This is a genomic window from Pseudoxanthomonas helianthi (assembly GCF_017939625.1).
Taxonomy (GTDB): domain Bacteria; phylum Pseudomonadota; class Gammaproteobacteria; order Xanthomonadales; family Xanthomonadaceae; genus Pseudoxanthomonas_A; species Pseudoxanthomonas_A helianthi.
Genome location: NZ_JAGKTC010000001.1, coordinates 1,595,431 through 1,618,639, shown reverse-complemented (window position 1 = coordinate 1,618,639; position 23,209 = coordinate 1,595,431). Strand labels below are relative to the sequence as shown.

Sequence of the window (23,209 nt, the reverse complement as noted above, 5' to 3'; positions counted from 1 at the left end):
CTGTGCACTGACGACTGGTTGGAAAACAGCGCCTCGACGGGCTTATTCGCGTACCCGCTGCGGCTGGCCGAAGCCAAGGTTGGCAATGCGGCCTGCCAGGGCATCTGCGCTGGCCGCGTCGGGCGCCCCGACGCGCAGGCGCCACAACGTGCGGCCATTGCTTTCAACATCGCTGAGCCGCGCGCCGGCGACATTGGCCGCGGTCAGCCGGGCCAGCGCGCGCTCGGCGTTGTCGCGGCTGGCGAAGCTGCCCACCTGCAACCACACCTGCCCCGCTGCTGAAACCATTGGCTGCGAACTCGACGCTACGCGCTCCGCGGGCGTCGGCGTCGGCGCAGGCGTGGAATCCACTTTCGTCGCGGACGCAACGGACTTCGTGTCCGATGCAGCGACCGTGGTCGCTTCCGCCACCGGCACGATCTTGCCGCCGACCTCCTGCAGCCCGCGTGATTTCAGCCACGCATCGAAACGGTCGGCGCTGGCCGGACGGCTGGCGTCGGGCACCACCCGGTAGCGATAACCGTCGTCCGGCGCGGACGGCACCTCGGTCGCCAGCGCCGCGTTCGAAACGGGCTTCGTTTCCGCGGGCAGGCGGGTGACCAGCCGATCCATGTCGGAGGTTTTTTCGGCAGGCTTCGTTTCCGCCTTCGCCAGCACCGGCTGCGCGGCGGCTTCCTTCGCGGTCAGCCCGCGCACTTCGACGTTGCCGGTGCCGCGCGCGGTGATGCCCAGCTTCACCGCCGCCGCGTAGCTCAGGTCGATGACCCGGCCATCATGGAACGGACCGCGGTCGTTGACCCGCACCACCACCGACTTGCCGTTGTCGAGGTTGGTGACGCGGGCGAAGCTGGGCAGCGGCAGGGTCTTGTGCGCGGCGGTGTAGGCGTACATGTCGTACACCTCGCGGTTCGAGGTGAGCCGGCCGTGGAATTTGTTGCCGTAGTACGACGCGGTGCCGCGTTCGACGTAACCCTTGGCGCTGTCGAGCACCTTGTACGACCTGCCCAGCACCTTGTACGGCGAACGGTTGCCGATGGACGAATACGCCTCGTCGACGACCGTCGGTTCGGCGATGCAGTCCAGGTCGGGCACGTGGTCGGGCGTGGAATCGGAAACGCCGGGCCGGTACAGGCCGCCGGCGACGTAGTCGCCGCGGGTGGACAGGTCTTCCTGCGCGGGCGCGTAGCGCGAGCAGTCGTGGTCGCCCGCGCCCGGGCGCGTGCTCGCGACCGAACCGGGATGCGCGGGCTTGCCCGAATGGCCGGCGGCGGGAGAGGACTTCTTCGGCGCGGTGCTGCAGGCCGCGAGCGCGATGCACAGCAGCGTCGGCACGAGTCGCTTCATGCCGGGGGCAGTTCCTGGCCGAGGATCGCCTGCGACAACTGGTACACCGCCATCGCGTACATCTTCGAATTGTTGTAGCGGGTGATGGCGTAGTAGTTGCGGAAGCCGAACCAGTACTGCTTGCCGTCGCTGGCCTGCAGGGTTACCGGCGTCGCGGTGAGGCCAGCGGCGACCGGCTGCAGCGGGCGGTAGCCGCGCGCGGCGAGATCTTCCAGCGTGTATACCGGCAGCCAGTCGGTCGGGTTGAATTCCTCATGCCCGGGCAACAGCGCCGCCTGCGCCGCCACCACGCCATCGCGCACCCAGCCGCCCTGCTCGCCGCCCTTCTTCACGAAGTAGTTGGCGATCGAGGAAAAGATGTCGTCGTAATCGTCGAACAGGTCGCGGCGGCCATCGCCGTCGCCGTCCACGGCGAATTCGCGGTAACTGGACGGCATGAACTGGCCCATGCCCATCGCCCCGGCGTAGCTGCCGGTGACCGAGAGGATGTCGAGCTTCTCCTCGCGCGCCAGCGCGAACAGCTGCGCCAGCTCGTCGCGGAAGAACAGTTCGCGGCGCTGCTCGTACGCGGCCTTGGCCGGGTCGCCGCTGCGCGGGTAGTAGAACGCCAGCGTGTACAGCGCATCCAGCACGCGGTGCTTGCCGGTGAAGCCGCCGTAGCTGGTTTCCACGCCGACGATCGCGGTGATGATTTCGCCGGGCACGCCGGTGCGCTGGTACACGCGCTGCAGTTCCGCGCGATGGGTGGCGAAGAATTCGCGGCCGCTGGCGATGCGCGCGTCGGTCAGCATGCGCGCGCGGTATTCGTTCCAGGGCTTGACTCGTTCGGCCGGCTTGGACATCAGCGCGACCACGTCGTCGCGGTACACGGCCTGGGCCAGTACGCGATCGATATAACCGGCATCGATGCCGAAGCGCTTCGCGGTGTCGCGAACGAAATCGGCGCGCGCAACGGCGAACTCCACCGGGGTCAGGTCGACGCTGGCGTCGGCCGGATTGCTTTCGACCGAGGTTTCCGCGAGCGGCGGGGACGATGCGGGCGTTTTCGCGGAGGGTGGTTTGGAGGGCTGGGTCGCGCAGGCGACCAAGGCGAGGAGTGAAGCGGAAAGCAGCGTGTGCAAGGCGCGTCGGATCATCGGCGCGAGGGTAGCACGCGCTCGCGACGCGGCACATGAACGGGAAGGAAGCGGGAGTGAGCGCGGTGGAGTGAGAAGTGAGGAAAGGGTGGCATCGCCTTCAATCCGTTCCTCACTTCTCGCGCCTCTACGCTCGCTTCTCAATATCCATGCACCGGCCGGTGCGCCCTGACCGCCATCACCAGGCCGAGACCCGCGAGCAACGACACCGCCGAGGTGCCGCCGTAACTGAGCAAGGGCATCGGCACGCCGACCACCGGCAACAGGCCGGAAATCATCCCGCCGTTGACGATCACGTAGACGAAGATCGCCAGCCCCATGGTGCCGGCGAGCAGGCGCGAATAGGTATCGCGCGCTTCGATCGCGATCCACAGGCAGCGCCCGATCACGAACAGGTACAGGGCCAGCACCACGGCCACGCCGACCCAGCCGAATTCCTCGCTGAACACCGAGAAGGCGAAGTCGGTGGTGTGCTCGGGCAGGAAGTCGAGGTGCGATTGCGTGCCCTGCCCCCAACCCTTGCCGGTCCAGCCGCCCGAACCGATGGCGATCTTCGACTGGATGATGTTCCAGCCGGTGCCCAGCGGATCGTTTTCCGGATTGAGGAAGGTCAGGATGCGGTCCTTCTGGTACGGCCGCAGGAACCAGAACCACGCCACCGGCGCAGCCGCGGCGACGCTGCCGACGCCGATGCCGACCCACCACCACGGCAGGCCCGCCAGCAGCAGGGCGAACGCGCCGCTGGCCGCCGCCAGCATCGCGGTGCCGAAGTCCGGCTGCAGCATGATCAGGCCGACCGGCACGGCGATCAGCACGCCGGCCACGACCACGGTGCGCAGGCGCGGCGGCAGCGGTTCGCGGTGCAGGTACCAGGCCAGCATCATCGGCAAGGTGATCTTCACCAGCTCGGACGGCTGGAAATAGAAGAACTTCAGGTTGATCCAGTGGTTGCCGTGCTTGCCGCCGCCGATGAACAGCACCAGCACCAGCGGCAGCAGCGAGAACGCGAACACGCCCGGCGTCCACGCGCGCAGGCGCACCGGCGGCACCCGCGACAACGCCCACATCGCGACCACGCCCGCGGCGAAGCGCGCGCCCTGCGCCAGCACCAGGTGCATGCCCTGGGCATCGCCGCCGGCGCTGTACATCACCGCCAGGCCGATGGCCATCAACGCGGCCAGCGCGGCCAGCAGCCACGGGTCCAGCGTGCGCAGCAACTCGCCAAGCAGGTCGAAGCACCAGCGCAGGATGTCCCTCATCGCGTCGGCTCCGTGGTGTCGGGCGCTGCAGGAGTCGGCGCCGGCTTGGGGATATCCGCTGTCGTCCGTGCTGCTGCGGGGTTCGCGGCGGCGCCCGTCGTGCCTGCCGACGCCGGCCCGGTCGTCTGCGCCTTCGCCAGCGTCGGCAGGTCGAGCAGTTCCGCGCCTTCTGGCATCTTGCCCAGCAGGTAGGCGTCGAAGATCTTGCGCACGATCGGCGCGGCCGTGGCGGCGCCGAAGCCGCCGCCTTCCACCGCCACCGCGACCGCGATGGTCGGCTTGTCCGCCGGCGCGTAACCGATGTACAGCGCGCGATGGCGTTTCCACAGCGGCAGCGATTTCGGGTCGACCGCCTGCGCGCTGCGGTTGACCACCTGCGCGGTGCCGGTCTTGCCGGCCGACGCGTAGGCCGAGCCGCGGAATACGCTGGCGGCGGTGCCGATGCTGACCGTCATCTCCATGCCTTCCTGGATCACGCGCACGTGGTCGGGACGATCGCTGATCCGCACCGGCGCCGGCTGCGGCAACGGTTCCCATGGCGCATCGAAGCCGGAACGCGTATCGGCCACCAGGTGCGGGCGCCGCATCAGGCCGCCGTCGGCGATGGTGGCGACGGCGCGCGCCAGTTGCAGCGGCGTCACCTTCCACAGGCCCTGGCCGATGGCCGAGTTCACCAGGTCGCCGGGATACCAGCGCTCCTTGGCGTATTTCATCTTCGACGCCGGCGACGGCACGATGCCTTCGATCTCGCCGGCCAGGTCGATGCCGGTCTTCTGGCCGTAGCCGTACTTCGCCATGTACTCGTCGTAGCGCTGCACGCCCATGTCCAGGGCCAGCTGGTAGTAGTAGGTGTTGACCGATTCGTAGATCGACTTGCGCGCGTCGGTCCAGCCGTGGCCGCCGCGATGCGAATCGCCCCAGCCGCGCCCGCGCATGCCGGGCAGGCGGAACATGCCGGTGGACAGGATCTTGTCCTCGGGCTTGCGCACGCCGCTGTCGAGGCCGGCCAGCGCGGTCAGCGGCTTCACCGTCGAACCGGGCGCGACGCCGCCCAGCACCAGGCGGTTGAACTGCGGCCGCGACGGGTTTTCGTTCAAGGCCTTGTAGTCCGCGTGGGAAATGCCGTTGACGAACAGGTTCGGGTCGTAGCTGGGCAGGCTGACCATGGCGAGGATGCCGCCGGTGCGCGGATCGATGGCCACCGCCGAACCCTCGAGGTCGCCGAACGCGGCGACCATCGCCCGCTGCAGGTCGGCATCCAGGCTCAGGCGCAGGTCCGCGCCGGGCACCGCCGGCACCCGGCCGACGCTGCGCAGCGCGCGGCCTTCGACGTTGGTTTCGACCTTCTCGTAGCCGATGCGGCCGCGCAGGCTTTCCTCGTAGTAGCGCTCCAGCCCGGTCTTGCCGATGTGGGTCAGCGCGGCATTGCCTTCGCCGAGCGTCTGCAGGTCCTTCTCGTCGATGCGGCCGACGTAGCCGATGACGTGGGCGAACAGCGGGCCGTACGGATAGCGGCGGGTCAGGTACGGCACCACTTCGACGCCGGGGAAGCGCCAACGGTCGACCACGAAGCGCGCGATCTCGTCTTCGCTCAGGCCCAGCTTCAACGTGACCGGACGGAAACCGCGGCCGGCCTTGCGCGCCTCCTCGAAGCGCTCGATGTCTTCCGGCGACAGCGCGATCAGCTTGCCGAGTTCGGCGACCAGCCGCTTCGGGTCGCCGGCCTTTTCCGGCAGCACGTCGAGGCGGAAGGCGGGGATGTTCTCGGCCAGCAGCTTGCCGTTGCGGTCGAAGATGCTGCCGCGCCCCGGCACCACCGGTTGCGGCTTGATCCGGTTGGCTTCGGAACGGGTGACGTATTCGTCGTGTTCGAGGACCTGCAGCCTGAAGTACCACACGGCCAAACCGAGCAGGCCCACCGCGACGACGACGAAACCCAGCGCGGCGCGGCGCCGGAACTGCTCGGCCTCGGCGGCCGGGTTCTTGCTCGCCCGGCGGGCCACTAGGACTTGCGGCCTTCGCGCAGGCCGTCGAGCAACAGGAACAGCGGCGCCCACAGCAGCATGCCGATCAACGGCGCCCACCAGTAACTGGCCGGCAACTGCGGCTGCCGCGCGACGAGGTGCACGCCGGCGGCGATGACCCGATCGTTGAGCAACAGGCCGCCCACCGCCAGCGCCTGCTGCGACAACGGAAAGAAGCGCAACTGCGCGCGGAAGCGCTGCAGGATGAAGGCCATCACCACCAGGCGCAGCGACTGTTCCCCGAGCAGGCCGCCGAACACCAGGTCCGCGGCCAGGCCGCAGATGAAGGCCAGGCCCAGGCCGGCGCGTTCCGGCGCTTCGATCACCCAGTAGGCCAGCACCAGCGCCAACCAGTACGGCCGGAATGGCTGCAGCAGGTCCGGCAGCGGCAACAGGCCCAGAACCAGGGCCAGCAGCAGGCTGACCGGCAGCAGCCAGTTGGCGCGCGAACGGCTCATCGACGCGGCTCCTGCGCGGGCACGGCCTGGGGCTTCGTGGCGGCGGGTGGCGTCGCCGCGGATTGCGATGGAGATGTCGTGGCCGCCGGTGCCGTCGCCGCGGGCTTCGCCGCGCCGGCCGTTGTCGCTTGCGCGGAGGCCGGTTGTGCGGCCGCAACGGCAGCGGGCGCCGGCACGGTGGCGGGAACCTGCAGCTTCGGCTGCCCGCTCATCAGCAGCAGCACGTCGCGGCCGCGGTCGAGCTGCGCGGCCGGGGTCACGTCGCCGATCCAGAACGCATGGCTTTCGTCCGGGTGCAGCGCGCGCAGCTTGCCCACCGGAAAACCGGCCGGGAAGCGTCCGCCCAGGCCCGAGCTGACGATCTCGTCGCCGACCTTCACGTCGCTGTTGCGCGGAATGTTGACCAGTTCCAGCCGGTCGCTGCGCCCGCGCCCGTAGGCAACCAGGCGCACGCCGTTGCGCGCGACCATCACCGGCACCGCGTGGTCGGGGTCGGTCAGCAGCAGCACGGTCGAATGCATCGGCCGCACGTCGATGATCTGGCCCATCAGGCCGCCGGCGTCGAGCACGGTCTGGCCGACGCGCACGCCGTCGCGGCTGCCCGCGTCCAGCACCAGGCGCTGGCGGGTCGGGTCCAGGTCGATGTTGAGGATCGGCGCCAGCTGCACCTTCAGTTCGTCGCGCTGCGCCGCGCCGAGCAGCGCGCGCAATTGCTGGTTGTCGGCGGCGGCGGTGGCGAAACGGGTCAGGCGCGCGTTGGCCAGCAGCAGTTCGTTGCGCAGCGCGCGGTTTTCCTTGATCAGCTGGGTGTTGGTCGCCGCGTCGTCGCGCAACGTGTTGCCGACCCGTCCCGGCAGGCCGGCCAGCCACCACAGCGGCTGCACCGCCAGCTCCGCCTGCGCGCGCACGCGTTGCAGCCAGGCGCCGCGCGAGTCGAGGAAGATCAGCGCGATGGCCAGCGCCAGGTAGGCCAGCAGGCGCAACGTGCCGGCCACTTCACCCGGGCGCGAATCGAACGTCGGGCTGGTGTAGGAAGGCACGCTCTAAGGGCCGGGAGACGAGAAGAAGGAGGCGAGAGACAGGGCGCGAAACGAACTCATCTTGCAACGCGCGCGTCTGTTTTTACAGTGGCGACAACAAGGAGACGGGTGCCGGACACGTCGGATTCCACATCTCCCGTTCCCCGCTCCCGTCGCCCGGTCTCATCTCATTCCGGGGTGAAGAACTCGTTGCCGTGCATGTCGACCAGTTCCAGCGCGCGGCCGCCGCCGCGGGCGACGCAGGTCAGGGGGTCGTCGGCGACCTGCACGTGCAGGCCGGTTTCCTCGCTGATCAGGCGGTCCAGGTCGCGCAGCAGGGCGCCGCCGCCGGTCAGCACGATGCCGCGCTCGGCCACGTCCGCGCACAGTTCCGGCGGGGTCTGTTCCAGCGCCAGCTTGACCGCGCTGACGATGCCCGACAGCGGCTCGTGCAGCGCCTCCAGCACCTCGCTGGAGGTGATCTTGATCATCTTCGGCACGCCTTCGGCCAGGTTGCGGCCGGAGACTTCCATCTCCGCGACCTCGGCCTGCGGGTAGGCACAGCCGATTTCCAGCTTGATCCGCTCGGCGGTGGCCTCGCCGATCAGCATGCCGTGGTTGCGGCGCACGTAGTTGATGATGGCGTCGTCGAAGCGGTCGCCGCCGATGCGCACCGACTGCGAGTAGACGATGCCCGACAGCGAGATCACCGCGACCTCGGTGGTGCCGCCGCCGATGTCGATGACCATCGAGCCGCGCGCCTCGGACACCGGCATGCCGGCACCGATCGCCGCGGCCATCGGTTCCTCGACCAGGTACACGTCGCGGGCGCCGGCCTCCTCGGCCGATTCCTTGATCGCGCGGCGCTCGACCTGGGTGCTGCCGGCCGGCACGCACACCAGCACGCGCGGGCTGGGGCGCAGGAAGCGGCTCTTGTGCACCTTGCGGATGAAGTGCTTCAGCATCGCCTCGGTGTAGGTGAAGTCGGCGATGACGCCGTCCTTCATCGGGCGGATGGTGGTGATGTTGCCGGGGGTGCGGCCGAGCATCTGCTTGGCCTCGGCGCCGACCGCGGCGACCGTGCGGTTGCCGCCGATGGCGCGGTCGGTGCGCACCGCCACCACCGAGGGTTCGTTCAAGACGATGCCCTGTCCGCGCACGTAAATCAGGGTGTTGGCCGTGCCCAGGTCGATGGACAGGTCGTTGGAGAACATGCCGCGGAGCTTCTTGAACATTCGGGGGTGGGTCCTGCAAGGGGATGGAACGCGCCGAAAAACCGGGCTCGGGCCCGGTTTTTCAGGCAGAAACGGGGGGCGGCTAGCCTAGCAATCCCCCTGTTCACCGGCAAGGAAATTCCGCGTGAAGACGCGGGTTTTGCGCCGGGTTGCGCACCCTTCCCGCCGCGGCCCCGATGCCGCCCCGATGGCCTTGGCCGGCCCCAACCGTTAACCTTCGCCCCCGCGCGCCGTCGATCGGCCGCATTCCGTCACCGACCGGCCAGGGGGCCGGTCCCCAGCCGAGCCCTTGCCGAATGTCCGCATTGATCTGTGGTTCCCTCGCCTACGACACCATCATGGTGTTCCCGGACCAGTTCAAGAACCACATCCTGCCGGACAAGGTGCACATCCTGAACGTCTCGTTCCTGGTGCCGCGCATGCGCCGCGAATTCGGCGGCTGCGCCGGCAACATCGCCTACAACCTGAAGCTGCTCGGCGGCGACCCGATCCCGATGGGCACGGTCGGCCAGGACTTCGGCCCGTATCGCGAATACTTCGAAGGCCTCGGCATCGACCTGAGCCGGGTCAAGGTGATCACCGAGCTGTTCACCCCGCAGGCATTCATCACCACCGACCACGACAACAACCAGATCACCGCGTTCCATCCCGGCGCGATGATGCGCAGCTACGAGAACCACGTGAAGGACGTGCCCGGCGTGACCATCGGGCTGGTCGGCCCGGACGGGCGCGAAGGCATGATCCAGAACTCGGTCGAGTTCGCCGAGATGGGCGTGCCCTTCATCTTCGATCCGGGCCAGGCGATGCCGCTGTTCAACGGCGAGGAACTGCGCACCTTCATCGAGCAGGCCGATTACGTGGTGGTCAACGACTACGAGTCGAACCTGCTGCAGGAGCGCACCGGCTGGAACGAGAAGGACATCGTGTCGCGGGTGAAGGCCTACATCGTCACCCAGGGCCCCAAGGGCGCGATCATCCACACGCCGGAGAAGAGCTGGAACGTGCCGCCGGCGCACGAACGCCGCGTCACCGACCCGACCGGCTGCGGCGACGCGTTCCGCGCCGGCCTGATCTACGGCATCGAGAAGGGCTACGACTGGCTGACCATCGGCCGCATGGGCAACCTGATGGGCGCGCTGAAAGTCGAACACCCCGGCACCCAGAACCAGCGCTTCGACTTCGAAGAATTCAACGAACAGTTCAAGCAGCAGTTCGGGTATTCGCTCTGAGACCCATCGCGCACTGCGCCGTCGCCGTTCTGTCGGCCGTTGCGGGCTCGGCCTTCGCATACGCAAACCCCCACGTGTCGCCGTCAGATCCGGCGCGGCTGGATCCACGCGTGCAAGCGGCCGTGGCCGAACTCGCCGACATAGTGGCGCGGCACGACCTCCCCGCGCTCAAGCGGCATTTGCCGGATGACGCAAAGATCAGTTTTGGCGGCGACGCAGGACCCGCTGGCCTCGACACGGTTTGGGAACCCGCGCGCGCCGATACGCAATTGTGGAACGCGCTGCGCGAGATTCTTGCACTGGGTGGATCGCAATCAAGGCATGAGACGGCATGGGAGTGGTGCGCGCCGTATCCCGCATGCGCAGATGCCCCCATGGCGTCCCATTTGACCGGCTACGATTACGTCGTCGTTACCGGCACCGCAGTGGCCGTGCGTAGTGCGCCTTCGACGCACGCCCCGTTGCTGGGCCGCGCGAATCATGACGTCCTCGAGCTGGCCGATGCCGACGAAGCGGAATGGTGGCAGGTGAAGTGGCGCGGCACGACCGGTTACGTGCGCCGCGATCTCGCGCGTTCCCCGGTCGATTACCGCATTACCTTGCGCATCCCGCGGCAAGGCGACTGGTCCATCCAGTATTTCGTTGGTGGCGACTGAACCTCGATTTCCAGTTGCCGTCCCCGGCAACCGCACTTGAGGTATCTGCTGTAAACGCACCCGACTGGCGGCTCAGGGTGAATAACCACTCTCGCGCACGATATCGTCCGGCGACGCCATCGCGATCAGGCGGCGCATCGCCTCGCCCTTGTCGCCCTGGCGGGAATACCACACGGCCGCGATGCGCTGCCCAACCCAATAGCCTAGATCGGCCGGACGCCCGTCGGCGGAAGCGCTGTTCCAGAACCAGCGCGTGCCCGCCGCGACAGCCTCTGCGTCCGGCTCCGCGGCATCGAGCGGCCAGTGCGCGCGCATGGTGGCGCGATCGGCCTGGAATTGCCGCCACAACGCCGATTCGCGTTGCATCGCCCAGGCATGGTCGGAAGCGCTGGCGTCCTGCCCCAGTACGGTAGCGGCCAGGAAACTCGCCGCGCCCTCGCGCAATGCCCAAGCCAACAGGTCGCGACGATCCGCATCGGTCGGGTCGGGTTGCCCGGTGTGCACCCACTCGTGCGCCACCAGTCCGCGCAGGCGTTCGCGCAGCGCGGCTTCGTCGTTGGCGCCATCGCAGACTTTCTCCAGCGCCAGCACGACACGTCGCCCCACGACCGTGCCGGTGGAATTACCCGCACCGAACAACAGCACCACCTCGGCCGGCTGTGCCTCCGGCATGAATGCGGCATATCGCGCATCCACCGCCAGGACTTCGTCGCCCATGCGCTCCAGCATCGGCAGGCAATCGCGCGCGGCGGAGACATAGCGCTGCGGGTCGGCGCGGATCGCATCGGCCAGCTTGCCGGCGTCGATGATGTACTCCGGAAGATATTTCTGCAGTGTCGGCGAAGCCTGTTCCAAGTATTGCCGCCGCAGCACGTCCGCGTCCGGCAGACCATCGCCGGCATCGATCAATCGTGCGAAACGCCGCGCGTCCTCCGAGCGGATCGGGTCGGTAGCGGCGCGGACCTGCAGCGGCAGGATCGCCGATGCGAGGGCCAGGCAAACCAGCGCCGCGCGCCGCATCCTCAATTCCAACCCGGCATCCGCTCCTTGTTCACCCCACCCGTCTCGAACACCGCCTTGCGCGTGCCGCCGGCCTTGACCGGGAACTCGATCTCGATCTTCTTCGACTTGCCGGCCAGCCTCCACAACCCCTTGTTGTCCTCGATGAACATCGCGATGGCCTCGTCGGTGTTCGGACGCGTCGCCGCCATCGATTTCGGCGCGCCACCATCGGCGCTGACCTTGACCGTGCAACCGCCCGCGCAGCGGAAATCGCCGGCCTGCAGCACCAGGTAGCTGCTGCGCTTCCATTTGGGATGGTCGCGGAACACCAGTTGCACGGTGCGCGGACCGCTGCTGTCCACGTCGACGCCTTCCTTGCTGTAGATCGACGCCGAACGCTGGGTGCCGCCGGCCGCGGGCACTTCCGCGTAATTCCACAGCGACGACAGGCGATCCTGCTCGCGCTGCGTCTCGGCCTTGGCCTTGGTGTCGTCGAAGGTCTGCTTCACCTGCGCCGCGGCCTTGGTGTTCGGATATTGCGCCAGCAACGCGGCGCCATGAATACGCGCTTTCTCCCAGCGCTGCGCGACCAGTTCCTGGTCGTATTTCTCCGCCAGGTCGGCGGCGGCCTCTTCCTGCTGCTGTGCCAGCGCGGCCGCGGCTTCGCGTTGCGCGGCTTCGCGATCGGTGCAGGCGGCCAGCGCGATGGCGGCGGCGATGATGGCAAATCGGAATTTCATCGTGGCACTCCCTTCTCGATCAGTTGCGTCACCGCATGGGCTGCGTCCGCGGGCTTTTCCATGATCGACATGTGCCCGCAGCCGTCCAGCATCACTTTAGCCGCTTGCGGCATGCGCGCGGCGTAAAGCCCGAGCGCGCTGGGATCGATCACCGCGTCCTGCCGGCACCACAACAGCAATGCGGGCCGGCGGATGCGGGTTGCGGCCTCGCCGGGCAGGAAACGTTCGTCGCTGCGGCCGATCCTGTCCAGCACCCGCTGCTCGAACGGGGCCTGCCGCGCGCGCCAGCGCGCGACCACCGCCGATGCGGGCCACGGGATCACCGGCTTCGCCGATTCGACATGGAACACGGTGTCGATGTAACGCCGCAGCGAAGCCGGATCGTCCACGGCGAACGGATTTTCGCCGGCCAGCACCTGTTCGCCGAAACGGTTGTCGTGGAAGCGCACGCCGGCGGCGTCGAACAGGCCGACGCGGCCGACTTCCTTCGGAAAATCCGCCGCAGTCAGCGCAACGATGCCGCCGCCCATCGAATGTCCCAGCAACACGACCGGACGGTCCGGCGACACCGCGCGGATGAAGGCGGCGACGCGACGGCTTTGCGCGACGAAGCCGTAGTCCTGCCCGGCGATGCGCTGGCTTTCGCCCCACCCCGGCAGGTCCGGCATCACCAGCCGATAGCGATCGCCCAGCGCGTGCGCCAGCGGATACCAGTTTTCCTTGCTGCCGGTGAAGCCATGGATCATCACGATGACAGGTTTTTCAGAAGCACGCGCATCGTCGCGCGCCGCCGTGCGTTCGGCGTACACCCAGCGATGGCCTGCAGCCTCTACCTCATGCCGCTGCAGGCCCGCTGCGCGCGCCGCGCGCAGGTTATCGGCCTGCACCAGCAAGAAGGGGTCGCGCCACAGCGCGGCCCCCGCAACCACCAATACGATGAACAGCGACGCCAGCGCGAACAGGACCGCCTTGCGCCAGCGTCGCCCGGTCATCGCTTACTTGCCGGCTTCCGCCTTGGCGATGGTCTCCTCGACCGTGGCGGTGGTGATCGGGTGGTAGCCCGGCCGCGCCTTGGCGAACACTTCCTTGGCGAAGGCCAGGCCTTCCGGCGTCTTCACCAGTTCCTTGTAGACCGGGATGATCAGCTTGCGCCGGCCGACGCGCTGGATGAACTCGCCCGCTGCCGGCCACGCGTCCTTGTAACCGCTGCGGATCGCCAGCGGGTACCAGCGCATCGCGATCTCGCCGTTCGGCGTGCCGCTGAAGTGGTAGGCGTCGTCGAGCTGCTTCAGCTGTTCCGGCTTCATCGTCTCGCCCATGCCCTCGAGGAAGCGGCTCCACTGCTGGGTGTTCCAGCTCGCGGTGACCTGCGGCAGCGGCAGCGTGCCGCTGCCCGACCAGGCGATGCGCGCGGCGTCGACGGCGCTGAACTTGCCCGACTCCGCCACCGGCGCACCGGCCGGGATGCCCGGCTCGTACAGCCACGCGTCGACGTCGGCCATGGTCACCGTGCCCGGGTGCTTGTCGATCAGGTTGGCCTGCAGGTAATCGCGGAACTGCTTGGTGGTGATGCTCTGGAAGGCGAAGTGGTCGAAGTAGCCCTTCAGGAACGGATCGAAGACCTCGCGACCGAAGCGCTGCTCCAGGAACTGCAGGAACCAGGCGCCCTTGGTGTACACGGTGGCGCTGGAGGAATTGTCCGGGTCGGCCAGGTCGCCGGGCTTCAGCGACAGGCGTTGCAGCTTCGGGTCCAGGGTCTTGAACTCCTCCTTCAGTGCGTCGCGGTCGATCATGTTCTCCATGTCGGCCATGTCCTTGCCGTACAGCGCCTCGGTGATGCGGCCCTGCACGTAGGTGGTGGTGCCTTCGTTCAACCACGCGTCCTTGTCGGTGGCGAAGGTCACCAGGTTGCCGGACCAGCTGTGCGCCAGCTCATGCGCGACCAGCGACACCAGCGACTTGTCGCCGACGATCACCGTGGGCGTGGCGAAGGTCAGGCGCGGGTTCTCCATGCCGCCGTAGGGGAACGACGGCGGCAGCACCAGCAGGTCGTAGCGGCCCCAGCGGTACGGGCCATACAGCGACGAGGCGGTGTCGATCATCTTTTCGGTGTCGGAGAATTCGGCGGTGGCCTTGTCCACCATCGCCGGTTCCGCCCACACGCCGCTGCGCTCGCCGATCTTCTTGAACACCAGGTCGCCGGCGGCGATGGCCAGCAGGTAGGACGGGATCTTCTGCGGCATCTTGAAGCTGTAGTCGCCGTCGCGCACCGCGGCCGGATCGTTGTCCGCGCTCATCAGCACCATCGCGTCCTTCGGCGCGACCACGTGCGCCGAATAGGTGAAGCGGATCTGCGGCGTGTCCTGCAGCGGCACCCACGAACGCGCGTGGATCTGCTGGGACTGGCTGAACATGAAGGGCTGCTTCTTGCCTTCGGTCATCGACGGCTCCAGCCACTGCAGGCCGGAGGCCTCGGGCGAAGTGGCGTAGGTCACGCGCACCTTGGCCGGGCGGGTCGGGGTTTCGATGGTCAGCTTGCTGCCCAGGATCGGATCCTTGCCGGCCAGCGCGAACTTCAGTTCGGTCCACTGACCGTCGGCGCCGAGGCCTTCGGCCTTCTGCACCTTGATGTCGCGGGTATCCAGCAGCAGTTGCGTGGCGTTCTTGTCGAGCCAGTCCAGGCTGTAGGTCGCGGTGCCGCTGATGGTCTTGCTGGCGAAGTCGATGGCCAGGTCCAGCGCCAGGTCGGTGGTCCGGACCTTGTCCGGCTCGGCATAGGAATGTTCGTCCACCACTTTCTCCACGGTGGCCGCCTGCTTGGCCGGAGCGGCGGCGGGTTCGGGGCTCGGGCTGCGCTCGCAACCGGCGAGGGCGAGGCCAAGGCTGGCGGCGATGGCGGTGGACAGGAGCAACTGACGCATGGATTCGGCCTGCTTGCGGAAAACGCCGAGTTTACCGCCGCCCCGGTCGAGCCGCCGCATGCGCGGCCATGGCTTTGGTCCACCCCGCTTGCGGCTCTGCGGCAGGCGAACGGCCTGCGCCATCGTGGCGCTGCCCCGTGCGACCCCTGCCATTGGTCATGCCAACCCGCGGGCTCGTGCGCGCATCACACACGTACAAACCACCGACGCCTCATGGGGAGAGACGCTTGAACATGCTTGTTTCGAAGCCGCACGCACTGATCGCGGCCCTGCTGTTGTGTGCCCCCTTCGCCCAGGCCCAGCAGGCCCCCGTGCCGGCGCAAGCCGCCCATTCGCTTCCCGCCGGGCGCATCCCGCAGTTGCAGGGCGAGATCGCCATCGACGGCAAGCTCGACGATGCCGCCTGGCAGGGCGCGCTGGTGCAGGAAATCGCCTACGACATCCAGCCCGGCGACAACACCCCGGCACCGGTCAAGACCACGGTCCGCGTCGGCTACACCCCGGATGCGCTGTACCTGGCCTTCCACGCGCTGGATCCGGATCCGTCCGCGATCCGTGCCCACCTGCGCGATCGCGATGCGATGTTCAGCGACGACTGGGTGGGCGTGTTCCTCGACACCTTCAACGACAACCGCCGCGGCTACGAGTTGATCGTCAATCCGCTGGGCGTGCAGGCCGACCTGATCCGCGACGAAACCAATACCGAGAACCAGGAAGACGAGAGCTGGGATGGCCTGTGGAGCAGCGCAGGCCAGATCACCGCGGAGGGCTACGACGTCGAGATCCGCATCCCGTTCTCCACCTTGCGTTTCCCGCACACCGCCGACGACCAGCGCTGGGGCATCTCGCTGTTCCGCAACTGGCCGCGCGACAAGCGCCACCAGCTGACCAGCCACAAGGTGCCGCGTGAATCCAACTGCTTCCAGTGCGAGTGGGGCAAGTACGACGGCTTCGCCGGCGCGCAGCAGGGCCGCAACCTGGAAATCGTGCCGACCCTGACCATGAGCAAGGTCCAGACCCGCGATGCCGCGGGCGAGAAATGGCAGGACGGCGACAGTTCGATCGAACCCGGCGTCGACGTGAGCTGGACGCCGTCGCCGGCGATGACCCTGAACGCGACGCTCAACCCGGATTTCTCCCAGGTCGAAACCGACGAGCTGCAACTCGACATCAACAACAGCTTCGCCCTGTTCTACCAGGAGAAGCGCCCGTTCTTCCTGGAAGGCGCGGACTACTTCACCACTCCGTTCAGCGTGCTCTACACCCGCCAGATCGCCGACCCCGACTTTGGCCTGCGCATCACCGGGCGCAGCGGCGGCAGCGCCTACGGCGCGTTCGTGGCGCGCGACGCCACCACCCAGTTGCTGGTGCCGGGCGTGCAGGGCTCCGGCTTCGAGCACCTCGAGCAGAAGGCGGACGTGGTGGTGGGCCGCTACCGCTACGACATCAGCAACGATTTCAGCCTCGGCGCGATCGGCACCTTCCGCAAGGGCGACGACTACGCCAACAACCTGGCAGGCGTGGACGGGCGCTGGCGCAAGGGCGGCCACACGGTCACTGCGCAACTGCTGCACAGCCAGTCCGAATATCCCGACGACATCGCGGAGATCTACGCGGACGAACTGGGCAGCGACCCGAGCCCGGCGGGCAATGCCTGGCGCACGGCGTACAACTTCAGCAACCGCAACTGGAACATCGATGCCTGGCACGAGGACATCGATCCCGGCTTCCGCGCCGACCTCGGCTTCATCGGCATGGTCGGTTACGACAAGTCGCTGGTCGGCGGCCAGCGCATGTGGTACCGCGACGGCAAGTCGTTCGAGCGCATCAGCCTGTACGCCGACTGGGACATCACCCATCGCTTCGACGGCCGCCTGCTGGAACGCGAACTGGAGGCGCAGGTCGGCGTGAACGGGCCGATGCAGAGCTTCATGCGCTTGCACGGCATGACCCGCGTCGCGTACTGGAACGGCAGGATGTTCGACGAGCACTATGCCGACATCAACGCCAACTTCCGCCCGAACGGCAACTGGCAGCTCGGCGCCTACGTGCAGGCCGGTACGCTGATCGACCGCGACGCCGACAAGACCGGCCACCGCACGATGATCGAGCTGTACGGCAACGCCAGCATCGGCCGCGGCATCGCCACCGACTGGGACATCATCCGCCAGCAGATGAAGCGCGATGGCGGCACCGCGTTCACCGCGACCGTGGCCAACATCGGCGGCAGCTGGCAGTTCAACCCGCGCCAGCGCCTGCGCCTGACCCTGCAGGGCAGTTCGGTGAAGCGCGACCTGTCCCTGTACCCGGATCCGGTCGAGGAAAGGGCGCGCGACTGGGCCGCGCAGATGGTCTATTCGTACAAGATCAACCCGCGCACCGCGCTGTACGCCGGCGCGTCCTACGGTGCGTTCATGGACGACGACCACCCGGACATGTTCGGCAGCACGCGCAGCGTGTTCCTCAAGCTCAGTTACGGTTGGCAACCGTAACGCTGCCTCCGCCATGTCTGTCCAGACACGATGAAGCGATTCGTTTCCGCCTGCGTGTACATCCTCGCGCTGGGCGTCGCCGCCTATGCGATCTGGGCCTATGCCTTCCTGCCGCTCGGCAAGCTCATGGGTCCGGAGATGCGCGCCAACTTCCTCGCGCATCGCATCGGCATCTACACGCACGTGTTCGCGGCGACGACGGCGCTCATCCTCGGGCCGTTCCAGTTCTCGGGATGGCTGCGGCGCCGGCATCCCTGGCTGCATCGCATGTCGGGCCGCGTCTATCTGGGTGTGGGCGTCGGGGTCGGCGGGGTGGCGGCGCTGTACATGTCCACGTTCGCCTACGGCGGACCCGTCGCCAAGCTGGGATTCGCCACACTCGCGGCGGCGTGGCTCTACACCGGGTTCCGCGCGTACCGTGCGATCCGCGCCGGCGCCGTCGCGGAACACCGCCGCTGGATCGTGCGCAATTTCGCCCTCAGCCTCGCCGCCGTGACCTTACGCATCTACCTGCCGCTTTCGGGACTGTCGGGCATACCGTTCGCGCTGGCCTACCCGATCGTCGCCTGGCTGTGCTGGGTACCCAACCTGCTGGTCGCGGAGTGGGCGTTCGCGCGGAGGACCGCGCTCGGCGCGCCGGTCGTTGCGAGCAAGGCCCTGGCGCCGGAATGAGATAACCGAGGATCTGCTCTGCAGCCGTCAGGCGGGCTCAGGCAGCGGTAGGGCGGGTCATGACCCGCCATCATCAGCCGCAATCTGCAGAAGCGGCGGGTCATGACCCGCCCTACCCTTACACCTTGTAGCCGGTATGCACCGCGACGATGCCGGCCGACAGATTCGTGTAGCTGGTGCGGGCGAAGCCGGCTTCTTCCATCATCGCCTTCAGTTGTTCCTGCGGCGGATGCTTGCGGATGCTTTCGGCCAGGTACTGGTAGCTGTCGGCGTCGTTGGCGAACAGCTTGCCCAGCTTGGGCAGGATGTTGAACGAGTGGAAGTCGTAGACCGGCTTGAACCACTCGGCCTTCACTTCCGAGAACTCCAGCACCCGCGCCTGTCCGCCGACCTTCAGCACGCGATGCATTTCGCGCAGGGCGGCGTCCTTGTCGGTGACGTTGCGCAGGCCGAAAGCGATCGTGACCAGATCGAAGCTGGCATCGGGGAACGGCAGGGCTTCGGCATTGCATTGCACGTATTCGAAGCCGTTGACCTTGCCCAGGTTGGTCATGCGGTCGCGGCCGACCGAGAGCATGCCGGCGTTGATGTCGCCCAGGACGATTTCGCCCGCGTCGCCGACCCGATCCTTCAGCAGCATGGCGATGTCGCCGGTGCCGCCGGCCAGGTCGAGCACGCGGTCGCCGCGCTTCACCTGGGCGGTGCCGACGAAGTAGCGCTTCCACAGGCGGTGCACGCCCAGCGACATCAGGTCGTTCATCAGGTCGTAGTTGCGCGCGACCGAGGTGAACACCTCGCCGACCAGCTTCTGCTTGTCCTTCGCGGCGACGTCGCGGAAGCCGAAGTGGGTGGTGCCGGTGTCGTAGGGGGACGGTTTTTCGCTGGGGCTCATGCGGCCATTATCGCATCCGCGGCGTTAGGATGGACCCGGCCCTCTTCCCTGCGAATCCGATGATCGCCACGCCCGACTACGCCGCCCTGCTCGACACCGCCATCGCCGAAGCCCGCCGGGGGCTGGCCGAGGGCGGCATTCCCATCGGCGCGGCGCTGTACCACGCCGACGGCCGCCTGCTGGGCTGCGGGCACAACCGCCGGGTGCAGGAAGGGGATCCGTCGGTGCACGGGGAAACCGATGCGTTCCGCAAGGCGGGCCGCCAGCGTTCGTACAAGGACACGATCATGGTCACCACGCTGGCGCCGTGCTGGTACTGCAGCGGGCTGGTGCGGCAGTTCGGCATCGGCACGGTGGTGGTCGGCGAATCGCAGACCTTCCAGGGTGGCATCGACTGGCTGCGCGAGGCCGGGGTGAACGTGATCGACCTGCACAGCCAGGAATGCATCGACCTGCTTGGCGGGTTCATTGCCGAGCATCCAGAGGTGTGGAATGAGGACATTGGCGAGGATTGAGGCTTGCCGAGGATGAGGGTCGATTGACGGCGGATAGAAGGACAAGGCGAAAAGCCATGCAGACAAATATCGAAGACCTCCGGTCAGCGCTTCGCGATTTCGCGGCCGAGCGGGACTGGGACCAGTTCCATTCGCCCAAGAACCTGGCAACGGCGCTCGCGGTCGAGGCTGCCGAGATCCTGGAACACTTCCAATGGCTGACGGAGGAGCAGAGCCGCGCGCTTTCTGGGGCAAAACGGGATGAGGTGGCCGAGGAACTGGCGGATGTACTGCTCTACCTGGTGCGCCTTGCCGACAAGCTGGACATCGACCTGATGGCGGCGGCAAGCGGCAAACTCCTGAAGAATGCCGCAAAGTATCCGGCTGACAAGGCCAGGGGTCGAAGCACCAAGTACACTGAGCTGTAATCGTCAGGCCTGGGGAGCCTTGCGTGATCGTTTACCAAGAGACCAGGACTCGCTTTCTCGAGGACGTGACCGATCGGGTCATCGAGGACATTGTCGCCGCCAAGTACCTCGACCGAACGGGCCGCTATGCGACTCACAGCGAGTATCGGTCGTGGCAGCAATCGCTGGGCCAGATGGCCAACGTACTCAGGGACAACGAGTTGCCGGATGACATGGGCGTCGGTATCGAGTTCGGCATTCCCCAAACCTCCAAGCGAATCGACTTCCTGCTATCGGGGCGTTCCGACGACGACGTACCACACGTCATCATCGTCGAGCTGAAGCAGTGGTCCGATTCCACGCTGAGCGACAAGGACGGCATCATCGTCGCGCATCGCGGCGGGAATGCGGTGGCCGCCGAAGGGCCGCATCCGTCGTACCAGGCGTGGTCCTACGCGGCACTTCTGGAAGGCTTCAACGAAGCCGTTTACGAGAACGGCATCGGCCTCCGGCCTTGCGCCTACCTTCATAACCACCCCACCAAGGGGGCCGTGGACCATGTCCACTATGCCCCCTACATCGAAAAGGCGCCGCTGTTCCTGAAAGGCGAGGAGGAGCGCAAGCGGTTGCGCGCCTTCATCAAGCAGCATGTCCGGAAGGGCGACAAGGGCGACTTGTTGTACCGGATCGAGCAGGGCCGCATCCGCCCATCGAAGATGCTGGCGGACAGCCTCGCGAAGGTGCTCAAGGGCAATCGCGAGTTCGTCCTGGTAGATGACCAAAAGGTGGTACACGAGACCTGCCTGGCCAGAGCCATGCAGGCCAGCGACACGCGCAAGCAGGTGGTCATCGTCAGTGGTGGGCCTGGCACCGGCAAATCGGTGGTGGCGGTGAACTTGCTGGTCGAACTGACCAAGCGCGGTCAGAACGTGCGCTATGTCTCCAAGAACGCGGCGCCACGCGCGGTCTACAAGCAGAAGTTGGCCGGGCACCTCAGGAAGGCCCAGATCGATGTGCTGTTCAATGGTTCGGGCGGCTTCCATACGGCCGAGCCCAACGTCTTCGATACGTTGGTGGTGGACGAAGCGCATCGTCTCAACGAGAAGAGCGGCCTGTACGGGAACCTCGGCGAGAACCAGATCATGGAGCTTATCCGCAGCGCGCGTTGTACGGTCTTCTTTGCCGACGACGATCAGATCGTGACCCTGTCCGACATCGGCCGCACGGAGGAACTGGAACGCTGGGCCCGTAACCTCGGCGCCGAAGTCACCCGTCTGGAGCTGGCTTCGCAGTTCCGCTGCGCGGGCTCCGATGGCTACATCGCCTGGCTGGACAACTTCCTCGGTATTCGGGAATCCGCCAACACCGACTTCGACCGCAACAGTTTCGACTTCCGCATCATCGATTCGCCGGTGGAGTTGCATGAATTGATCCGCGAGAAGAGCGCGATCAATAACAAGGCCCGCGTGGTCGCTGGATATTGCTGGGACTGGAAGAGCAAGAAGGACCCGAAGGCGTGGGACATCGAGCTGCCCGAGTTCGGTTACAAGGCGCAGTGGAACCTGGACAAAGATGGGAGCCTCTGGATCGTCGCTCCGAACTCGGTCGAACAAGTCGGCTGCATCCACACGTGTCAGGGACTGGAGCTGGACTATGTGGGGGTGATTATCGGCCCGGACCTGCAGTGGCGTGACGGCAGGCCCGTCACGGTTCCTGAGGCTCGCTCACGCATGGACCGTTCCGTTCGTGGCTACAAGACATTGTTGAAGCAACATCCGGACGCGACCCGAGAGCGCCTCGACCTGATCATTCGGAATACGTACAAAACACTGATGAGCCGGGGAATGAAGGGCTGCTACATCTACGCTGAGGGGACGTCTTCTTGCTGACTTCTTTCGACCCGAATCGGACGTTGACGGGCGACGAATTGAGACCGCTCTGGGTCCGGTTGTTAGCTAAACCCGGCACCATAAGATCGAGCCGCATCAACACGCTGTGGGCAAGTCGTACAACCGGGACCCTGGGGTCCAGCTATTAGGTAGTTTGGGGCCATGAAGCAAGAGACCGTCCACGCGCTCATAACAGCCAAAACAATTCTTGACGAGGCTCGTCAGCTCATATCGCTAGCTAATCAGCACACGTGCTCTGCTGGGCTTATCTTTCTCCAAGATGCACTAGAGATCGTGTTCTTATCGTGCCTGAAAGAGATTGATGCTGATCAAGACAAAAGCCTCGAATCGCTCTCTTTTGATCAACTAATTGGAGAGCTTGGCTTAAGAGGAATCAAGGTCCCTAAGTCAGGATCCCTGAAAGCACTCAATAAGCAGCGAATCATCGTTAAGCACTACGGACAACTGACCGACCCTGTTTCAACGGCAACCTACCTGAGCGTTGCAAATGATGCAATCTCTTCCACCTTGAGGCAGGTGATTGGAAAAGACATCACAGATGTTTTCTTATCCGATCTACTTCCGGCCAATCACCAGCTCCAGCCGCATCTCCAGCTAGCAGCCAGTCTCATTGCGAACAAGGACTACTTCGGCGCGCTAGTTGAAACAAGAAAGGCGTACTTCCTTGAAATCGAGTCTGAATACTGCGTTTATCAATGGAAAGACATCAGCAATACGACACCAAATTTCTGGATGCAGCTCTTAATCGGCGGATGGAAAGCACCATTCAATACAAGGAACAAAGAATGGATCTCTGCTAATGTTAAAGAACCCGTTGAGTACGTACAGATCGACGCGGAGCGCCTTCGTATTGAGGCGATTGAATGGGGGGTCAGTACATCCGACCTGCACAATATCTCACAGCTCACACCACAAGCTGTGCAACTTGAGAACAATGGGCTCTGGCATACCAAGATCGATCATGGGTATCGCGAGAACATTGCTACGGCACTCAATGCTAGGTATTGCCTGGATCGGATGATCTATGTCGCCTTCAAGAAGCATCAACATCAAGCGGCAAGGCTTTGGAAGCAAAGGGACCTGCCTTCTCCACCAAAACCCATCTATCTGACCCACCCTGTCTTCGAAAGACCCGATCAGAACTCGCAAGTCATACACGTGATCCAAGAAGGATTCACATATTCGGTGAACAACCAGGTGACAGGATTCGATCCAGCCGAAACTTTCCTGAATATCACCGTGCATCCGCCTCGTCCGGATGACACGCCACCTGGAGAGGGCCCGTGGCCATTCCATGGATTCGTCATTGATCATGGCCC

The 23,209-nt window shown here is 66.1% G+C and carries 19 protein-coding genes and 1 pseudogene; 8 read left to right on the top strand and 12 right to left on the bottom strand.

What is annotated here, in order from left to right; all coding sequences use genetic code 11:
- Positions 1–42: 42 nt before the first annotated feature.
- The 7 genes and pseudogenes from J5837_RS07360 to J5837_RS07330 all read right to left on the bottom strand — a co-directional run bounded on the left by J5837_RS07360 (position 43) and on the right by J5837_RS07330 (position 8,475).
- Positions 43–1,344 (bottom strand): septal ring lytic transglycosylase RlpA family protein, encoded by a 1,302-nt coding sequence (locus J5837_RS07360; RefSeq protein WP_210536021.1) that lies wholly within the window; start codon positions 1,342–1,344, stop codon positions 43–45.
- Complete coding sequence (mltB, locus tag J5837_RS07355) at positions 1,341–2,480, bottom strand: lytic murein transglycosylase B (RefSeq protein WP_210536020.1); 1,140 nt, start codon at positions 2,478–2,480, stop codon at positions 1,341–1,343. The genes J5837_RS07360 and mltB overlap by 4 nt, the downstream gene beginning before the upstream one ends.
- Before the next feature lie 140 nt (positions 2,481–2,620).
- Positions 2,621–3,739, bottom strand: a complete 1,119-nt coding sequence (gene rodA, locus J5837_RS07350) for a rod shape-determining protein RodA (RefSeq protein WP_210536019.1) — start codon at positions 3,737–3,739, stop codon at positions 2,621–2,623.
- A complete protein-coding gene (mrdA, locus tag J5837_RS07345; RefSeq protein ID WP_210536018.1) occupies positions 3,736–5,742 on the bottom strand; it encodes a penicillin-binding protein 2 in 2,007 nt (668 codons plus the stop codon). The genes rodA and mrdA overlap by 4 nt, the downstream gene beginning before the upstream one ends.
- Positions 5,742–6,221: a rod shape-determining protein MreD gene (mreD, locus tag J5837_RS07340; RefSeq protein ID WP_210536017.1), complete on the bottom strand. Its 480-nt coding sequence runs from the start codon at positions 6,219–6,221 to the stop codon at positions 5,742–5,744. The genes mrdA and mreD overlap by 1 nt, the downstream gene beginning before the upstream one ends.
- 14 nt (positions 6,222–6,235) lie before the next feature.
- A pseudogene (mreC, locus tag J5837_RS07335) lies at positions 6,236–7,261 on the bottom strand (rod shape-determining protein MreC); the annotation flags it as partial.
- A 167-nt stretch (positions 7,262–7,428) separates the two neighbouring features.
- On the bottom strand, positions 7,429–8,475 hold the full coding sequence (locus tag J5837_RS07330) for a rod shape-determining protein (RefSeq protein WP_210536015.1): 1,047 nt from the start codon (positions 8,473–8,475) through the stop codon (positions 7,429–7,431).
- A gap of 296 nt (positions 8,476–8,771) precedes the next feature.
- On the opposite strand from J5837_RS07330, the gene J5837_RS07325 reads away from it, so the two are divergent.
- Together J5837_RS07325 and J5837_RS07320 are read left to right on the top strand one after the other, a co-directional pair.
- Positions 8,772–9,704 (top strand): carbohydrate kinase family protein, encoded by a 933-nt coding sequence (locus tag J5837_RS07325; RefSeq protein WP_210536014.1) that lies wholly within the window; start codon positions 8,772–8,774, stop codon positions 9,702–9,704.
- 122 nt (positions 9,705–9,826) lie between these two features.
- Positions 9,827–10,360 carry an SH3 domain-containing protein gene (locus tag J5837_RS07320; RefSeq protein ID WP_210536013.1) on the top strand — a complete coding sequence of 178 codons (534 nt, stop codon included), beginning with the start codon at positions 9,827–9,829 and terminating at the stop codon, positions 10,358–10,360.
- A 72-nt stretch (positions 10,361–10,432) separates the two neighbouring features.
- On the opposite strand, the gene J5837_RS07315 is transcribed toward J5837_RS07320, so the two are convergent.
- From J5837_RS07315 to J5837_RS07300, 4 genes are read right to left on the bottom strand one after another with little or no spacing between them, the layout of a single operon-like run.
- On the bottom strand, positions 10,433–11,392 hold the full coding sequence (locus J5837_RS07315; protein WP_210536012.1) for a DUF2268 domain-containing putative Zn-dependent protease: 960 nt from the start codon (positions 11,390–11,392) through the stop codon (positions 10,433–10,435).
- Entirely contained in the window at positions 11,383–12,102 is a 720-nt protein-coding gene (locus J5837_RS07310) for a hypothetical protein (RefSeq protein ID WP_210536011.1), read from the bottom strand. Before J5837_RS07310 ends, J5837_RS07315 begins: the two co-directional genes overlap by 10 nt.
- The gene (locus J5837_RS07305) at positions 12,099–13,094 is read right to left on the bottom strand and encodes an alpha/beta hydrolase (RefSeq protein ID WP_210536010.1); all 996 of its coding nucleotides are present in this window, start codon (positions 13,092–13,094) and stop codon (positions 12,099–12,101) included. Before J5837_RS07305 ends, J5837_RS07310 begins: the two co-directional genes overlap by 4 nt.
- Positions 13,095–13,097: 3 nt before the next feature.
- Complete coding sequence (locus tag J5837_RS07300) at positions 13,098–15,023, bottom strand: M1 family metallopeptidase (RefSeq protein WP_210536009.1); 1,926 nt, start codon at positions 15,021–15,023, stop codon at positions 13,098–13,100.
- 233 nt (positions 15,024–15,256) lie between these two features.
- On the opposite strand from J5837_RS07300, the gene J5837_RS07295 reads away from it, so the two are divergent.
- Together J5837_RS07295 and J5837_RS07290 are read left to right on the top strand one after the other, a co-directional pair.
- On the top strand, positions 15,257–17,515 hold the full coding sequence (locus J5837_RS07295; RefSeq protein ID WP_210536008.1) for a carbohydrate binding family 9 domain-containing protein: 2,259 nt from the start codon (positions 15,257–15,259) through the stop codon (positions 17,513–17,515).
- A gap of 30 nt (positions 17,516–17,545) precedes the next feature.
- A complete protein-coding gene (locus J5837_RS07290) occupies positions 17,546–18,187 on the top strand; it encodes a DUF2306 domain-containing protein (protein WP_210536007.1) in 642 nt (213 codons plus the stop codon).
- A 118-nt stretch (positions 18,188–18,305) separates the two neighbouring features.
- On the opposite strand, the gene ubiE is transcribed toward J5837_RS07290, so the two are convergent.
- The gene (gene ubiE / locus J5837_RS07285) at positions 18,306–19,079 is read right to left on the bottom strand and encodes a bifunctional demethylmenaquinone methyltransferase/2-methoxy-6-polyprenyl-1,4-benzoquinol methylase UbiE (protein WP_210536006.1); all 774 of its coding nucleotides are present in this window, start codon (positions 19,077–19,079) and stop codon (positions 18,306–18,308) included.
- Between the two features lie 59 nt (positions 19,080–19,138).
- On the opposite strand from ubiE, the gene J5837_RS07280 reads away from it, so the two are divergent.
- From J5837_RS07280 to J5837_RS07265, 4 genes are all read left to right on the top strand, one after another.
- A complete protein-coding gene (locus J5837_RS07280; RefSeq protein WP_210536186.1) occupies positions 19,139–19,594 on the top strand; it encodes a nucleoside deaminase in 456 nt (151 codons plus the stop codon).
- A gap of 56 nt (positions 19,595–19,650) precedes the next feature.
- The gene (locus J5837_RS07275) at positions 19,651–20,001 is read left to right on the top strand and encodes a nucleotide pyrophosphohydrolase (protein WP_210536005.1); all 351 of its coding nucleotides are present in this window, start codon (positions 19,651–19,653) and stop codon (positions 19,999–20,001) included.
- Between the two features lie 23 nt (positions 20,002–20,024).
- The gene (locus tag J5837_RS16555) at positions 20,025–21,869 is read left to right on the top strand and encodes a DNA/RNA helicase domain-containing protein (protein WP_210536004.1); all 1,845 of its coding nucleotides are present in this window, start codon (positions 20,025–20,027) and stop codon (positions 21,867–21,869) included.
- Positions 21,870–22,031: 162 nt separating this feature from the next.
- Positions 22,032–23,209 (top strand): hypothetical protein (locus J5837_RS07265; protein WP_210536003.1); only part of this gene is annotated, 1,178 nt, incomplete at its 3' end.

Bases quoted from the DNA above. Each gene is read 5' to 3' on its own strand.
- J5837_RS07360 (WP_210536021.1), bottom strand. From the start codon at position 1,344: ATGAAGCGACTCGTGCCGACGCTGCTGTGCATCGCGCTCGCGGCCTGC.
- mltB (WP_210536020.1), bottom strand. From the start codon at position 2,480: ATGATCCGACGCGCCTTGCACACGCTGCTTTCCGCTTCACTCCTCGCC.
- rodA (WP_210536019.1), bottom strand. From the start codon at position 3,739: ATGAGGGACATCCTGCGCTGGTGCTTCGACCTGCTTGGCGAGTTGCTG.
- mreD (WP_210536017.1), bottom strand. From the start codon at position 6,221: ATGAGCCGTTCGCGCGCCAACTGGCTGCTGCCGGTCAGCCTGCTGCTG.
- J5837_RS07330 (WP_210536015.1), bottom strand. From the start codon at position 8,475: ATGTTCAAGAAGCTCCGCGGCATGTTCTCCAACGACCTGTCCATCGAC.
- J5837_RS07325 (WP_210536014.1), top strand. From the start codon at position 8,772: ATGTCCGCATTGATCTGTGGTTCCCTCGCCTACGACACCATCATGGTG.
- J5837_RS07310 (WP_210536011.1), bottom strand. From the start codon at position 12,102: ATGAAATTCCGATTTGCCATCATCGCCGCCGCCATCGCGCTGGCCGCC.
- J5837_RS07305 (WP_210536010.1), bottom strand. From the start codon at position 13,094: ATGACCGGGCGACGCTGGCGCAAGGCGGTCCTGTTCGCGCTGGCGTCG.
- J5837_RS07300 (WP_210536009.1), bottom strand. From the start codon at position 15,023: ATGCGTCAGTTGCTCCTGTCCACCGCCATCGCCGCCAGCCTTGGCCTC.
- J5837_RS07295 (WP_210536008.1), top strand. From the start codon at position 15,257: ATGCTTGTTTCGAAGCCGCACGCACTGATCGCGGCCCTGCTGTTGTGT.
- J5837_RS07290 (WP_210536007.1), top strand. From the start codon at position 17,546: ATGAAGCGATTCGTTTCCGCCTGCGTGTACATCCTCGCGCTGGGCGTC.
- ubiE (WP_210536006.1), bottom strand. From the start codon at position 19,079: ATGAGCCCCAGCGAAAAACCGTCCCCCTACGACACCGGCACCACCCAC.
- J5837_RS07280 (WP_210536186.1), top strand. From the start codon at position 19,139: ATGATCGCCACGCCCGACTACGCCGCCCTGCTCGACACCGCCATCGCC.
- J5837_RS07275 (WP_210536005.1), top strand. From the start codon at position 19,651: ATGCAGACAAATATCGAAGACCTCCGGTCAGCGCTTCGCGATTTCGCG.